Below are 15,178 nucleotides of genomic sequence, written 5' to 3'. Positions count from 1 at the left end.
CCTCACCGCAGCGATCGTCCCCGCTGCGGCGGCGGACCCTGCCCGGGGTGCCACTTCGACGCGCCGTCGCCGGCCGGGTGCAGCAGAGTGCCGAGCACGTGGGCCAGGTGGTGCGAGGTGCTCCAGGCCGCCCAGTTGGCGGCCGAGCCGGCGCCGGCACCCCTGCGGGCCCGGCGCAGCAGCTCATGGTCGCCCCAGGAGAACGCCGCCCCGGCGGTTGGCCAGTGCGGTGCCGACACCAGCGTGCGACACAGGTCGGCGAAGCGGTCGTCGCCCCGGCCACCGCGTCGCGCCCAGCGGTAGACCCACCAACTGCCGTCGTCGGTGTATCGCACCGTCGGCAACCGGTCGCCGGGGTCACCGGTGCCCGGCGCGGCCGGGTGGACGCCGTAGTCGCCGTAGTCGACCCCGGTGTCGGCCAGCCGTCGCCACAGTTGCCAGTCCCAACGGTCCAGCTGGACCGGCTCGTCGGTGGGCAGCCGGGACAGCGTCGGCGGCATGCCACCCGCCGCCACCGTCACCGACCGCCAGGCGTGTCGGCGCGCCCAGTCGAGCAGGTGGCGTACCCGGGGCTCGGCGGTCCGCACGTCCGCCGGGCAGCACACGTCCCCCGCGTCCACCAGCAGGTCGCACTCTTCAGGGGCGAGGTCGGTGAACCGCCAGATCCGTTCCACGGCGGTGGTGCTCGCGTCCGGCCCGGCCCGGTCGTGGCCGGCCCGCAGCCGGACGAGCGCGCGCCGGCCGTACGCCCGCGCCGCCGCGCCGTGCGCGACCAGCCGGTGGTCGCTCTCGGCGAGCCCGATGACCGGCACCACGGGTACGCCCCAGCGGGTCAGTTCCGCATCGGGGATGTCGGGCAGCGCGCTGACGTCGATGGCGGGCAGCAGCCCGACTGGTAACCGCCGGATGGTGTCCATCATGGACCGGTCGATCGCGCCGATCTCCAGGATCGGGGCGACCAGTGCGGCGTGTGCGGGATCGAGGTGGCTCAGGGCCTCAAGCTCGCCTCGTCGGCTGGCGAGGATGGGACGGTAGACCGGTACGGCCGCCCGGTCCCCGTGGGCGGGCACCATAGTTCAATCTAGCCAGGCATACGCACATCCCCCACTGATGTAAGCCGGAATTCGGCTGCTGCACTGTCGGTTCGACGACTACCATCCACCGATGCCCACGCCACGTCACCGTTACCGGTCCGACGACGAGGACAGCGCACGGTGGACCGGCTTTCCGTTTCGCGACGGCGACATCGTGATCAGCACCCGGTCCAAGAGCGGTACCACCTGGATGCAGATGATCTGTGCGCTCCTGGTGCTGGGCACCCCGGACTTGCCGGTGCCGCTGACAGTGCTGTCGCCCTGGCTGGACTGGTTGGTTGAGCCGCGGGACGCGGTGTACGACCGGCTGGCCGCCCAGCCGCACCGGCGGTTCATCAAGACGCACACCCCACTGGACGGGGTGCCGCTCCACCCTCGGGTGCACTACGTGGTGGTGGCGCGGCATCCGCTGGACATGGCGGTCTCCCTCTACCACCAGGGCGCCAACCTGGATCGGGAACGCATCGCCGAGTTGACCGGCCAACCCGCCTCGACCGGTTCATCCGGGGAGCGGCCCGCGGTGCGGGAGTGGTTGCTGAACTGGGTCGACCGCGAGGCGGATCCCCGCGCCGAACTGGATTCGCTGCCCGGCGTGCTGATGCACCTCGGCGACGCGTGGGCCCGTCGGCACGAGCCGAACGTCGAGCTGGTGCACTACGACGACCTGCTGGCCGATCTGGGCGGTGAGATGCGCCGGCTCGCCGACAGATGGAAACTCCCGAGCCCGGGGCCGGAGTTGGTTGCGGCGGCCACCTTCGGTCGCATGCGGGAGCGCGCCGACCGGCTCGCACCGGACACGCTCGGCGTGCTGCGGGACCGGCGGGCGTTCTTCCGTCGGGGAGGCTCGGGTCAGGGGCGTGATCTGCTGGACGAGGCCGCGCGGGCCCGCTACCAGGAACGGGTCGCGGCGCTGGCCCCGCCCGACCTGCTCACCTGGCTGCACCGCTAGGGCCTGCCAGCGCACAAGAGCGCACGGCGCCGTTTCGACAGTGGTCGGAACGTCGCCGTGCTCTGGCCGTCTCCCACCACCGCAGCCGTTCGGCGGTACGTCGGCGGGGACCTGGCTCGACCGGCCCTTCATGCCGGTCTGCGCTCTCGATCCCCGGTCGGGACGAATCCAAACCCACTGACCGTGGGGAATTCCACCATTCGCCAGTCCCGGCGTGGTGTGCCGCCGGACGGGGTATGAGCGTGGACATGGAGCATTTCACTATCGCGACCGTCGCCGAGAAGAGCCCGGATTTCCGGCGGGTGCTGTGGACCGGTGAGCACACCCAGCTGGTCATCATGACCATCCCCGCGGATGGAGAGATCGGCGAGGAGGTGCACGAGGACATCGACCAGATCCTGACCTTCGTCAGCGGCGTCGGAGAGGCCCGGGTCGCCGGTGCGAAGCGGAAGGTCGCCGCAGGTGACCTGGTCGTGGTCCCGGCGGGCACCAAGCACAACTTCGTCAACACCGGCCCCAACCCGCTGGTGCTGTACACGGTCTACGGGCCGCCGGAGCACGCCGACCAGGCCGTGCACAAGACCAAGGAAGAGGCCGACGCCGCCGAGGCGGCGGGCGAGGACGAGCCACCGACCGAGTGAGCTGTCCCGCCTGATCCGGGCCGATCCGGGTACCCCCAGCGGGTGGAGGAGCAGCAGCCGGCGATCTCCGACTACGGGTTCCTCTCGGACTCTCGTTCGGGTGCCCTGGTCGGCAAGGACGGCTCGATCGACTGGTGGTGCCCGCACCGGTTCGACGGGTCGTCAGTGTTCGCGCGGCTGCTCGACCCGGGAGCCGGCCACTTCCGGCTGGCGCCGGTCGGGGTCGGCGGCCGGGGTCACCGGGTGGAGCGCGCGTACCTGCCGGACACGTTGGTGCTGCGGACCGTGCACCACACCCCGCACGGCAGCGTGGCGGTCACCGACGCCCTGGCCGCCGAGGTCGGCGCCCGCGCCCACGAGCTGGGCAAGAACTCACCCGCCGTGCTGATCCGGGTGGTCGAGGGGCTCTCCGGGCGGGTACGGATGGCGTTGGACTTCGCGCCCCGCCCGGAGTATGGCCTGCTCACGCCGTACCTGCACGAGCAGCCGGACGGCGGGGTGCTGGCCGGGGCCGGCCCGGTGGTGCTGGTGTTGCGCGCCGGAGGTCTGCATCTGCGGGCGGGCACCGACCGGGTGAGCCACGAGTTCGAGGTCTCCGCCGGTCAGGTGATCGGGATGGACCTCGCGTTCGGCGAGGCGTACGGCGACCCGCCGGCCCGGATGGACCCGCTGACCACCCTCGCCGAGACGACACAGGCGTGGCAGGCGTTCCGGGAGACGCACGGGTACTCCGGCCGCTACCCCGAACTCGTCAAACACAGCTCGACGGTCCTGACCGGCCTCACGTACGCCCGCAGTGGCGCTGTCGCCGCCGCGCTCACCTCATCGCTGCCGGAGCAGATCGGCGGCGACCGGAACTACGACTACCGCTACTCCTGGCTGCGGGACTTCTCGTTGACGATGCGGGCGCTCTGGGTGGCGGCCTGCCCCGACGAGGCGTCCCGGCTGTTCGCCTGGGTGACCCGCTCGATCGGCCGGTTCGGCGATGAGCCCGTGCCGGTGCTCTTCGGGCTGGAGGGCGAGCGCGACCTCTCTGAGCATCACTGCAACCACCTGCGCGGCTACCGCGGCAGTCGACCGGTGCGGGTCGGCAACGACGCCTGGCGGCAGCGGCAGCTCGACGTGCCGGGTGAGGTGATGTCGGCGGTGTGGCGGCTGCGCGACTACCTGGGCGCGCGGTTCGAGGAGGAGCTGCGGGAGATGGTGCTCGGGCTGACCGAGCAGGTGGCTGCGACGTGGCACCTGCCGGACCGGGGCATCTGGGAGACCCGCGACGAGGAGCGCCACTACGTCTCGTCCAAGGTGTCCTGCTGGCTGACGATGGACCGGGCGGTGGGGCTCGCCGACCGGCTCGGTGATGGGGCCGACCCCCGTCGCTGGGCCCGGGTGCGCGACGAGATCCGTGAGACAGTGCTGCGCGAGGGGTGGAACGACCGGATCGGGGCGTTCACCGGCGCGTTCGGGTCGGCGGAGCTGGATGCCTCGGTGCTCGCCCTGCCGGTCACGCACTTCCTGCCGGCCACCGACCCTCGGATGCGCTCGACCATCGCGATGGTCGAGCGCGAGCTGGGCACCGAGGACGGCCTGCTGCGACGCTGGACCACCGACCCGGCCGGATTTCTGCTGTGCTCGTTCTGGCTGGTGGAGTGCCTGGTGATGATGGGTGAGCAGCAGCGGGCCGAGGCGCTCTTCGAGCGGGTCGTCGGGCACTCCAACGACGTGGGGTTGTTCAGCGAGCAGATCGACCTCACCACCGGCGCGCAGCTGGGCAACACCCCGCAGGCGCTCTCGCACATCGGGCTGATCAACGCGGCCTGGCGGATCACCGAGCCGGAGAGCTACTGATCGGTCGGCGGGCGGCCCCGGCCGGAATCCTGCAACAGACCTGCAAGCGCCAGGCATTGACGTCGATGCTTGGGCGGTCCTAGCCTCGAAGGAGCGGGAAAGCCCTTTCCCCAGGGCTTTGATCCCGCTTCACCCCGCTTCGGATCCGGGCGTCCGGCGGGGGCGCACACCGATCCCGTTCAGCGCAGCACGCCGTGCCGACACGTCTCGGTACGGCCGCCGAGGGATCACCACCACATGCGTCAAGGAGGACACCTGTGCAGAAAAGACGACTCTCCGGCCGCCGACCACTCCTGCTGGCGGTGGGTGCCGGGGTGACAGTTGCGGCCCTCGCCGCCGGTATGACCTCGGCCTTCGCGGCCACCGTCTTCAGCGACGACTTCACCGACGGCGACACCTCCGGCTGGTCCAAGTCCGGTGGCACCTGGACCGTCGACGGGTCGGGCGTGCTCAACCAGTCCAACGCCGGCAGCGAGCTGGCCCGGCAGTTCGCCGGCCAGACCAGTTGGACCAACTACTCGGTGCAGGCCCGGGTCCGGCCGACGAGCTTCGGCTCGTCCAGCGCCCTGGTCGGGCTCGCCGCCCGCTCCACCAGCAGCACCAAGATGTACCGGCTGGCCCTGCTCGGCTCCGGCCGGGCCGAACTCCAGGCGGTCAACGGCAGCTCCGTCACGGCGATCGGTTCCGCCTCGATCGGCGTCGGCGCCGGCACCTGGTACACACTGCGCATCGAGACCAGCGGCAGCACCATCCGCGGCTTCGTCAACGGCACCCAGATCGCGTCCGGCAGCAACAGCCTGGCCGGCGCGGGCCGGATCGGCCTGGTCACCGCGTACGCCAGCGGCGGCTTCGACGACGTGCTGGTCGACTCGTCCGGCGGCGGCACCCCGACCACACCGCCACCGACCACCACTCCACCGACCACCACTCCACCACCGACCACTCCGCCGCCGACCACCACACCTCCGCCGGCTGGCTGGCCGACGCCCACCGGCAGCCAGAAGGTGGACGCCACGATCCCGGTCTCCGGCTCGTTCGACGGTGGGCTCAAGCGCTACTACGGCATCGGTGACGGCGGGCAGAGCGAGAGCCAGGACCCGATGTTCGAACTGGCCGCCGGCGCCACCCTGCGCAACGTCATCATCGGCGCCCCGGCCGGCGACGGCGTGCACTGCGAGGGCAACTGCACCCTGATCAACGTCTGGTGGGAGGACGTCGGCGAGGACGCGGCGACCTTCCGCGGCGGCACCACGTACACAGTCGACGGCGGCGGCGCCCGCTCCGCCAGTGACAAGGTCTTCCAGCACAACGGCTCGGGCACCGTCTACATCAAGAACTTCCGGGTGGAGAACGCCGGCAAGCTCTACCGCGCCTGCGGCAACTGCTCCACCTCGTACCAACGGCACGTGGTGATCGACAACGTGACCGTCCGGAACACCGACGCGATCGCCGGCATCAACACCAACTGGGGCGACACCGCCCGGTTCAGCCGGATCACCATCGTCGGCGACCCGGACCGGGAGACCTCGATCTGCGTGAAGTACAAGGGCGTGCCGAAGGGCAGCGAGCCGACCGAGATCGGCGAGGGCGCCGACGGCGTCAACTGCCTCTACTCACCCTCGGACATCACCTACCAGTAGACCGGCACGACGGCACCCCGCGGACCGCCCGGCCCGCGGGGTGCCGCCAGGTCACCCCATCAGGGGTACGCCGGAGACGTCGACAGTGTCCGGATACTTCAGCCCGGCGCCGGTGTTGAGCACCACCACCCGCTCGCCGGCCCGGATCCACCCACCCGCGCGCAGCTGCCGTGCCGCGGTGAGGCAGGCCGCCCCCTCCGGGCAGAGCAGCAGCCCCTCCCGGGCGGCGAAGTCCCGCAGGTCGGCCAGGATGTCCGCGTCGTCGACGGCGACGGCCGTGCCGGAGGACTCCCGCAGCGCCGCCAGGATCAACTCGTCGCCCAGCGGCGCCGGCACGGTGATGCCGAACGCCACAGTGTGCGCGTCCGCCCACGGCCGCGCCCGATCCTCACCGGCGGCGAACGCCCGCACGATCGGCGCGCAGCCGGTGGACTGCACCGCCACCAACCGGGGCAGCTTGTCGCCGATCCACCCCAGCTCGCGCAGCTCGTGCAGCGCCTTGTGGATGCCGATCAGGCCGACCCCACCACCGGTCGGATAGATGATCACGTCGGGCGCCTGCCAGCCGAGCTGCTCGACGATCTCGTACCCCATCGTCTTCTTGCCCTCCAGCCGGTAGGGCTCGCGCAGCGTGCCGGCGTCGAAGATCGCCCCGTTCGACTCCGCGATCAGCTCGGCCACCCGCCGACCGGCGTCGCCGATCAACCCGTCGATCAGGCGCAGGTCGGCACCGGCGGCGACACACTCGCGCCGGCAGATGCTCGGTGCCGCCAGCGGCATGACGATGGTGGCGCCCATCCCGGCCCGCGCGGCGTAGGTTGCCCAGGCCGACCCGGCGTTGCCGTTGGTGGGCATCGCGATCCGCTCGACGCCCAGCTCACGGGCCCGGCTCACCCCGACCGCCGCGCCCCGGGCCTTGAACGAGCCAGTCGGGATCAGCCCCTCGTCCTTGACCATCAGGTCCGCGATGCCGATCTCGGTGCCGTACGACGGGGCGCGCAGCAGCGGCGTCCAGCCCTCACCCAGCGTGGTGACGTGCCGAGGGTCGGCGACCGGCAGCAGCTCCCGGTAACGCCACAGGTCGGCCGGGCGCAGCGGAAAGCGCTCCGGGGTGACCGCCTTCGCCACTGCCGGCAGGTCGTACTGGGCCAGCAGCGGTGATCCGCACTCGCAGAGGTTCTGTAACCGGTCGGCGGCGTACTCCTTGCCGCAGCGCGGGCAGTCCAGGTGGGTCAGGTACACGTCGCTCCTCGCCGTCACGTCGCGTCGATGCTCAGCCAGTGCCGGCTGCGTCGCCCCGGCTGGTAGACCGAGTCCAGTCGCTTGGCGAGCACACCTGGCAGGCCCTGTTCCTGCCCGGCACGCAGGGCCTCGTCGCCCGCGCCCGGGAACCACGGCGGAGTCTGCCAGTGCGTACCGGCCAGGACCAGCCCATCGAGCAGCTCCCGGCGTTGCGCGTACGGCACGCCGATGCTGCTCACGCCCTCCAACCAGAGCAGGTCGACGATCAGGTACTGGGCGCCGGCCGGGACCCGGCTGCCGGTGGCCGGCCGGACCGGGCGGACCCGCCCGGCACCGTCGATGCGGACCAGAACACCGTCGAGCACCGCCTCGGTGGGCGCGAGGGCCTCGGCCATCGCGCGCAGCCACGGGTACCCACCGGTGATCTCCTCGTCGGTCTCGGAGAGCAGCCGCAGCCGCCCGCCGGAGACGTACGCCATCGCCCGGACGCCGTCCCAACGCAGCTCGTACCCCCACGCGGCACGGTCGCGGGGAAGCGCGGCGGCGGGTGTGGCGTGCATCGGTCGGACCAGATCCGGCATCGCTGTCCAGCCCGGCGGCGCGGGGTCGGTGCGGCGGACCATCCAGTCCCGCCCGCCCGTGGCGAAGAGGACGTAACGGCCGGCGGTCCGCTCACCGGAGAGCGTCACGATCACCTCGTCGTCGCGCCACTTCTCGCAGCGGTAGGTGCCCCGGTCGTGGATCAGCATCCGGCCGCCGCCGTACTCGCCGGCGGGGATCTCGCCGGCGAAGTCGAGGTACTCCATCGGGTGGTCCTCGGTGTGCACGGCGAGGTGGTTGCGACCCGGATCGCGGGGCAGACCGCGTGGCACGGCCCAGGACGCGAGCACCCCCTCGCGCTCCAGGCGCAGATCCCAGTGCAGGCTGCGGGCGTGGTGCTGCTGGATGACGAAGCGGGCGACGCCGCCGTCGGGGCCGGCCGGCAGCGGGCGCTCCGCCGGCACCGGCTCGGGCGTGCGGGCCGCGTCCCGCCGTCGCCGGTACTCCTCCAGCCGGTCGGTCACACAGGCATTCTCCGGCAAACCGGACCGGTGCGCTGGACGCCGGAGTGTCCGGTTCGCTCGGCGGCCGGGGGCGCGGCGGGGTAGAACGGACCTCATGGACCTCACCGACCAGCCCACCGTCCTGCTCCCCGGTGACGTGCGGATACCCCTGCTCGGCTTCGGCACCTGGCAGGCCACCGGCCAGGCCGGTTACGACGCCGTGCTGGCCGCGCTGGACACCGGCTACCGGCACGTCGACACCGCCACCGTGTACGGCAACGAGCGGGAGGTCGGCCGGGCGGTGCGCGAGAGCGGGCTGCGTCGGGAGGACCTCTTCATCACCACCAAGCTCCCGCCGGACCGGGTGGGCCGGGAGCGCGCGACGCTGGAGGCCAGCCTGGAGGCGCTCGGCGTCGAGCACGTCGACCTCTGGCTGATCCACTGGCCGCCGTCGTCGCCGGGGGACAGCATCCCGCTCTGGCGCGAGATGCTCGCCGCCCGGGACGAGAACCTGGCCCGCGCGGTCGGGGTGAGCAACTACAGCACCCCCGAGATCGACGAGTTGATCCAGGCCACCGAGGAGAACCCGGCGGTCAACCAGATCCGGTGGAGCCCGTCGCTGTACGACAGGCAGCGGCACGCCGAGCACCGGGACCGGGGTGTGGTGCTGGAGGGGTACAGCCCGTTCAAGACCAGCGACCTCAGTGACCCGGTGCTGACCAGGATCGCCAGCGCGCACGGCGTCTCCCCGGCGCAGGTGGTGCTGCGGTGGCACATCGACCACGAGATCGTGGTGATCCCGAAGTCGGTGACCCCGGAGCGGATCACCGCCAACTTCGACGTCTTCCACTTCTCGCTCACGGCCGAGGAGATGCGCGACATCGACGAGCTCGGCGAGGTCTGATTCGGCGGTTTTCTTCAGCCGGCGACCCGGCGATGAAGGGTATCGACATCGACGTACGTGACGGTATAGCGTGCCCGTCATCACGTTCGTCGATCCGTTCGTACCCGCCGTCGCTGGAGGATCGCCATGACCCGAACCCCGTCCATCCGTCTGCGCCGCCGTGGGGTGCTCGGCATCCCCGCCCTGGTCGTCGCCGCACTGACCGTCGTCGCCCGACCCGCCGCGGCGAACGCCGCGCCGAAGGCCGAGTGCCTCGCCGACCTGCTTCAGGACGCCTGATGGCGACGATTCCCTGGCTGGTGGACGTGCTGCGCGCCGCCGGGGTCCAGGTCGTGGTCGAGGGGGACTGGCTCAACCGGATGCGGCCCGGCTCCTTCGACCCGATCGGTGTCCTCTGGCACCACACCGCCTCGACCTCCAGCGCCAGCAACCCGCACCCGGCGCTCGGCATCTGCATCAACGGCCGGTCCGACCTGCCGGGGCCGCTGTGCCAGGCGCTCGTCGACTACAACGGCGTCTTCCACGTCATCTCCGCCGGCCGGTGCAACCACGCCGGGGTCAGCGGCGGCAGCGGGCCGATCCCGGCCGGGGACGGCAACACCCTGATGATCGGGTGGGAGATCGACTACAACGGCGTCAACCAGGAGATGACCGCCGCGCAGTACAACGCGTCGCTCGCCGCCACCGCCGCCGTGCTCACCCGGCTCGGCCGGGACAGCAGCTACGCCCGGGGCCACCGGGAGACCAGCACCACCGGCAAGATCGACCCGTCCTTCATCGACCTGAACGTCATGCGCGCCGACGTGGCGGCGAGGATGGCCGGCGGCGGCACCGCCTGGTCCTCCACCGTGGACAACACCACCAGCGGCCGGTTCACCGCCAGCGCCAACTGGGGCGTGTCGTCGTACTCCAGTCAGCGCTACGGCGCCGACTACCGGTACGCGGACCCGGTCGCCGCCAGCGATGTCGCGTGGTACCGGTTCAACGTCCCGGCCACCGCCAACTACCGGGTCGAGGCCTGGTGGCCGGCGAACTCGGGCTACAACAGCGCGGCGCCCTACATCGTCGCCACCAGCACCGGCAACCAGACCGTCCGCGTCGACCAGCGGGCCACCGGCGGGCAGTGGCGCATCCTCGGCACGTTCACACTCCCGGCGGGCGACGCCAACCGGGTGGGCGTGAGCCGGTGGAGCAACGCCACCGGCCTGGTCGTCGCCGACGCCGTACGCCTCACCCGCGTCTGACCCTGATCTCGTGAGTGGTGGGGGCGCGACCGCGTGGTCGCGCCCCCACGACAGTTCAGGAGCGGGAGCAGGTGGCCCCGTTGAGCGAGAAGCTTGTCGGGGACGAGTAGCCCCCGCTCAGCGTCCCCTGGTAGCCGAAGCTGGCAGTGCCGCCGGGTGCGACCGACCCGTTGTGGCTGACGTTGCGGGCGGTCACCGTCGACCCGCTCTGGCTCACAGTGGCGTTCCAGGCGTTGGTGACCTGCTGCCCGCCGGGCAGGCCGTAGGTCAGCGTCCAACCGTTGATCGCGCTGGAGCCGGTGTTGGTGATCTGCACGTCGGCCGTGAAGCCGTTGTTCCACGAGTTCGCCGTGTACTTCACCGCGCAGCTCGCGCCACCGCCCGGCGGCGGCGTGGTCGGCGGCGGCGTGGTCGGGTTACCGCCACCGTTGACGTTGGCCGAGAACGAGGTCACCGCGAGGCCGACGCCACCCTGCCAGGGCTCGAAGCCGGCCTGGATGCTGGTCAGGTACCAGGAGTTGGTGATCGCGCCCCGGTTGCGGGTGTCGTTGATGAAGTCCAGCACGCTGAAGTTCAGGCTGGAGACCGCCGACGACGCGACGTAGGAGATGACGTTGTTGGAGCCGTTGCTGCCCCGCCAGACCTCCCAGGTGCGGCCGGCCAGGTTCGTGGTGCCGACGACCGAGCCGATCGGCTGGATCGGACCCTGCCGGTTGAGCCAGATCATGATCTCCATCTGGTTCACCCCGTCCCGCTTGGGCGACGGGTCCAGCCAGATGTCGTACGACGCGTTGTAGGTGGCGCCGCCGACGTAGCGGTAGGAGATGCTGCTGGTGGCGCTGCTGATCTGGCTCACCTGCATCGGCAGGTTCGTGCCGGGGGAGCAGTTGGTGTAGTGACAACCGAAGAACACCGAGGGGTACGCCGTGGGCGCCCCGTTGGTGGGGCTGCTGCCGTTCAGGGTGGTGATCTCGAAGCCGTTGCTGGTGGCGTTGATGCACTGCTGGGCGGTGGTGCCCCAGCGGTTGTTCTGCACCACGTAGCGGCCCTGGATGGTGGTCGAGCCGTACTGTTCGCAGATCAGGGTGTCGGCGGAGGCGCTGCCGCCGAGGGCCACCGCCACCAGCGAACTGGCGACCAGCAACCCGGCGGCGGCCAGGGCCCGAAGTTGACGTTTCATGACGCTCCTTGACTCGGCGCGTGCCGGGCGCCGGGATGTGGTGGGGTACTGCGGGAGCGCTCCCACGCTCAACGACACATTTACATGTCTGAAACTGCTACGCAACCGTCCGAGTCGAACTGGTGAATTGTGAGGATTGCCATGCCCCCGCCGGACGGCTGGCGACGGACGGCCAGCCAAGCGGTGCGGGCCGCCGACGAGCGGCGGGGTGCGGACCGATCGGGCCTGGTGTGCGCCGATCGCTCCGAGTAGCGTGTTGCCTCCAACGCGTGCCGCTCCCCCTCCGGAGGCGTACACCACCATGGGTGGCTCCCCCCTGCGCATCCTCGTCGTCGGCGCGGGCATCGCCGGCCTGGCCGTAGCCCGGGCGCTGCGCCTGGCGGGCTTCCGGCCCGACGTCACCGACAAGCTGCCACCGGGGGAGTCCACCGAGACCGGCCTCTACCTGCCCGGCAACGCCGCCCGCGCACTGCACCGCCTCGACCTGCACGACCCGGTCCGGCCGACCGGGCAGGTGATCCACCGGCAGCGGTTCTTCGACGCCGCGGGCGCGCAACTCTGCGAGGTCGACCTCGACGCCCTCTGGGCCGGCGTCGGCGAGTGCCGCGCACTGCCCCGGGCCGACCTGCACCGGGTGCTGCTCAGCGGTGCCGGCGGCGCCGTCCGGCACGGCGCCGAGGTCCGCACCCTGGACCTCCTCCCGGGCGCGGTCGGCGTCACCTTCACCGACGGCACCACCGCCGAGTACGACCTGGTCATCGGCGCCGACGGGCCGCGCTCGTCGGTTCGTGCGCTGGCGGCGCTCGGTGGGCCGCCCCGCCCGGTCGGGCAGGTGGTCTACCGGGCCGTCCTGCGCGACGGTCCACCGGTCACCGAGTGGACCGCACTGCTCGGCCAGCGGTCCGGGTTCCTGATGGTGCCGATCGGTGCCGGGCGACTGCACCTCTACGCCGACGAGGCCGGCACCGAGGAACCCGCCGACCCCCTCGCGCGGCTGCGGGAGCTCTTCGCCGACTACCGCGGCCCGGTCCCCGAGGTGCTGGCGGCGCTCGACGAGGTCCACGTCGGGATCACCGACGAGGTGGAGTTGGGCCGCTGGTACCGGGGACGCGTCCTGCTGGTCGGCGACGCCGCGCACGCCACCGCGCCGACGCTGTCGCAGGGTGCGGCCATGGCGTTGGAGGACGCCGTGGTGCTGGCCGAGTCGCTACGGGCCGCCAACAGCGTGGAGGCGGCGCTCATGGCGTACGAGAGTCGTCGCCGTCCGCGTACCCGATGGGTGCGGGACCGGACCCGGGACCGCAACCGGACCAGGGACGTGCCGCCGGCGCTGCGCGACCCGCTGCTGCGGGGCCGCGGCGACCGTATCTTCGGAGAGCACTACCGGCTCCTGCTCGGCCCGCTGTAGGCCCGTAGTAGATCGTGTCACGCCACCCCACGCGGCACTGCGACCTGCCGGGGACTATCCTCCTTGCGGATGACGGCCCGCCGATAACCAGCGTGTGCCGAGCGGGACAACCGAGAACCGGAGGCCACTCGTGACCACCGTCGCACCCAAGCCGGTCGTGACCCGGCCCTGGCCGGTCCGGGAGCCGGTCAAGGGGTCGGCCATCGCGCGGCTGCTGCGAACCACGGACGCGAAGCAAATCGGGATCATGTACATGGTCACCGCGTTCGTGTTCTTCATGATCGGCGGCCTGATGGCCCTGGTCATGCGGGCTGAGCTGGCCCGACCCGGGCTGCAGTTCCTGTCGCCCGAGCAGTACAACCAGCTGTTCACCATGCACGGCACGATCATGTTGCTGTTCTTCGCGACGCCGATCGTGTTCGCGTTCGCGAACTACATCGTGCCGATCCAGATCGGCGCGCCCGACGTCTCCTTCCCCCGGCTGAACAGCTTCGCCTACTGGCTGTACCTGTTCGGCGGCACGATGGCGACGGCCGGGTTCCTCACCCCGGGTGGCGCCGCCGACTTCGGCTGGTTCGCTTACGCGCCGCTGAGCAGCGTCGAGCACTCGCCCGGCGTCGGCGCCAACATGTGGATCATGGGTCTGGCCATCTCCGGTCTGGGCACCATCCTCGGCGCCGTGAACATGATCACCACGGTGCTGACCCTGCGCGCGCCCGGCATGACCATGTTCCGGATGCCGATCTTCACGTGGAACATCCTGGTCACCAGCCTCCTGGTGATCCTGGTCTTCCCGCTGCTGGCCGCCGCGCTGTTCGCGCTCGCCGCGGACCGCATCCTCGGTGCGCACGTGTACGACCCGGCAACCGGTGGGCCAATGCTCTGGCAGCACCTGTTCTGGTTCTTCGGGCACCCCGAGGTCTACATCGTGGCGCTGCCGTTCTTCGGCATCATCAGCGAGGTCATCCCGGTCTTCTCCCGCAAGCCGATCTTCGGCTACAAGGGTCTGGTCGCCGCGACCGTCGCGATCGCCGCGCTCTCCATGAGCGTCTGGGCGCACCACATGTTCGCCACCGGTCAGGTGCTGCTGCCGTTCTTCAGCTTCCTGAGCTACCTGATCGCCGTGCCGACCGGTATGAAGTTCTTCAACTGGATCGGCACCATGTGGCGGGGCCAGATCAGCTTCGAGACGCCCATGCTCTGGGCGGTCGGCTTCCTGGTCACCTTCCTCTTCGGTGGTCTCACCGGTGTGCTGCTGGCCAGCCCGCCGATCGACTTCCACGTGTCGGACTCGTACTTCGTGGTGGCGCACTTCCACTACGTGCTCTTCGGCACCATCGTGTTCGCGGTCTTCGCGGGCATCTACTTCTGGTTCCCGAAGATGTTCGGCCGGATGCTCGACGAGCGCCTGGGCAAGGTGCACTTCTGGCTCACCATGATCGGCTTCCACACCACGTTCCTGGTGCAGCACTGGCTCGGTAACGAGGGCATGCCGCGTCGGTACGCCGACTACCTGCCCAGCGACGGCTTCACCACGCTGAACACGATCTCCACGATCGGCGCGTTCATCACCGGTATCTCCACGCTGCCGTTCATCTACAACTGCTGGAAGTCGTACAAGACCGGCCCGGTGGTCGAGGTGAACGACCCCTGGGGTCACGGCAACTCGCTGGAGTGGGCGACCAGCAGCCCGCCGCCGCTGCGCAACTTCGACCGGATGCCCCGGATCCGCTCCGAGCGGCCGGCGTTCGACGCGAAGTTCCCGGAGTTGGCCGCCGGTGGTCAGAGCCTGGCCGGCCCGCCGGAGGGTGGCGCCAAGCCGCTCACCAGCGAGTCGGACGGCGGCGCCAGCTACCGCGAGGACACCGCGAGCGACGTCGACAGGCACTGACGCTCAAGCTCAGCAGTACGACGGGCGCCGCCCCCGGGAGACCGGGAGCGGCGCCCGTCGCCATGTCGAGCCACTGCCACTCCCGCGTCTCGCCTCG

General features: G+C 71.1%; 13 protein-coding genes. 9 read left to right on the top strand and 4 right to left on the bottom strand.

The features are described 5' to 3' along the window. Positions 1–2 precede the first annotated feature (2 nt). On the bottom strand, positions 3–1,073 hold the full coding sequence (locus OH804_RS22490) for a beta family protein (protein ID WP_406059318.1): 1,071 nt from the start codon (positions 1,071–1,073) through the stop codon (positions 3–5). Between the two features lie 91 nt (positions 1,074–1,164). Here OH804_RS22490 and OH804_RS22485 point away from each other — a divergent pair, with 91 nt between their 5' ends. The 4 genes from OH804_RS22485 to OH804_RS22470 all read left to right on the top strand — a co-directional run bounded on the left by OH804_RS22485 (position 1,165) and on the right by OH804_RS22470 (position 6,169). Further along, positions 1,165–2,043: a sulfotransferase domain-containing protein gene (locus tag OH804_RS22485; RefSeq protein ID WP_406059316.1), complete on the top strand. Its 879-nt coding sequence runs from the start codon at positions 1,165–1,167 to the stop codon at positions 2,041–2,043. Positions 2,044–2,291: 248 nt separating this feature from the next. Then, entirely contained in the window at positions 2,292–2,684 is a 393-nt protein-coding gene (locus OH804_RS22480) for a cupin domain-containing protein (RefSeq protein WP_196921316.1), read from the top strand. Between the two features lie 42 nt (positions 2,685–2,726). Continuing rightward, positions 2,727–4,529, top strand: coding sequence for a glycoside hydrolase family 15 protein (locus OH804_RS22475; RefSeq protein WP_406059314.1), 1,803 nt, complete (start codon positions 2,727–2,729; stop codon positions 4,527–4,529). 257 nt (positions 4,530–4,786) lie between these two features. Next, positions 4,787–6,169: a pectate lyase gene (locus tag OH804_RS22470; RefSeq protein WP_406059312.1), complete on the top strand. Its 1,383-nt coding sequence runs from the start codon at positions 4,787–4,789 to the stop codon at positions 6,167–6,169. Between the two features lie 51 nt (positions 6,170–6,220). Here the strand turns inward: OH804_RS22470 and OH804_RS22465 are convergent, their stop codons facing one another. Together OH804_RS22465 and OH804_RS22460 are read right to left on the bottom strand one after the other, a co-directional pair. Continuing rightward, the gene (locus OH804_RS22465; protein WP_406066626.1) at positions 6,221–7,411 is read right to left on the bottom strand and encodes a threonine synthase; all 1,191 of its coding nucleotides are present in this window, start codon (positions 7,409–7,411) and stop codon (positions 6,221–6,223) included. Between the two features lie 14 nt (positions 7,412–7,425). Further along, complete coding sequence (locus tag OH804_RS22460) at positions 7,426–8,475, bottom strand: DNA polymerase ligase N-terminal domain-containing protein (protein ID WP_406059310.1); 1,050 nt, start codon at positions 8,473–8,475, stop codon at positions 7,426–7,428. Between the two features lie 94 nt (positions 8,476–8,569). On the opposite strand from OH804_RS22460, the gene OH804_RS22455 reads away from it, so the two are divergent. The 3 genes from OH804_RS22455 to OH804_RS22445 all read left to right on the top strand — a co-directional run bounded on the left by OH804_RS22455 (position 8,570) and on the right by OH804_RS22445 (position 10,602). Next, complete coding sequence (locus OH804_RS22455; RefSeq protein WP_406059308.1) at positions 8,570–9,358, top strand: aldo/keto reductase; 789 nt, start codon at positions 8,570–8,572, stop codon at positions 9,356–9,358. Positions 9,359–9,484: 126 nt separating this feature from the next. Then, the gene (locus OH804_RS22450) at positions 9,485–9,637 is read left to right on the top strand and encodes a hypothetical protein (protein ID WP_196921321.1); all 153 of its coding nucleotides are present in this window, start codon (positions 9,485–9,487) and stop codon (positions 9,635–9,637) included. Continuing rightward, positions 9,637–10,602: an N-acetylmuramoyl-L-alanine amidase gene (locus OH804_RS22445; protein ID WP_112582243.1), complete on the top strand. Its 966-nt coding sequence runs from the start codon at positions 9,637–9,639 to the stop codon at positions 10,600–10,602. The genes OH804_RS22450 and OH804_RS22445 overlap by 1 nt, the downstream gene beginning before the upstream one ends. A 55-nt stretch (positions 10,603–10,657) precedes the next feature. Here OH804_RS22445 and OH804_RS22440 read toward each other — a convergent pair whose 3' ends face one another. After that, entirely contained in the window at positions 10,658–11,782 is a 1,125-nt protein-coding gene (locus tag OH804_RS22440; protein ID WP_406059305.1) for a GH12 family glycosyl hydrolase domain-containing protein, read from the bottom strand. A 301-nt stretch (positions 11,783–12,083) separates the two neighbouring features. Between OH804_RS22440 and OH804_RS22435 the strand changes: the two genes are divergently transcribed. Further along, positions 12,084–13,190: an FAD-dependent monooxygenase gene (locus OH804_RS22435; protein WP_196921323.1), complete on the top strand. Its 1,107-nt coding sequence runs from the start codon at positions 12,084–12,086 to the stop codon at positions 13,188–13,190. A gap of 130 nt (positions 13,191–13,320) precedes the next feature. After that, on the top strand, positions 13,321–15,081 hold the full coding sequence (gene ctaD / locus OH804_RS22430) for a cytochrome c oxidase subunit I (protein ID WP_196921324.1): 1,761 nt from the start codon (positions 13,321–13,323) through the stop codon (positions 15,079–15,081). Positions 15,082–15,178 lie beyond the last annotated feature (97 nt).

This window comes from Micromonospora sp. NBC_00860 (assembly GCF_045207375.1).
Classification (GTDB): Bacteria; Actinomycetota; Actinomycetes; order Mycobacteriales; family Micromonosporaceae; genus Micromonospora; species Micromonospora vinacea.
Note: the sequence above shows the minus strand (reverse complement) of the source record. Positions and strands in the feature narration are given on the sequence as shown.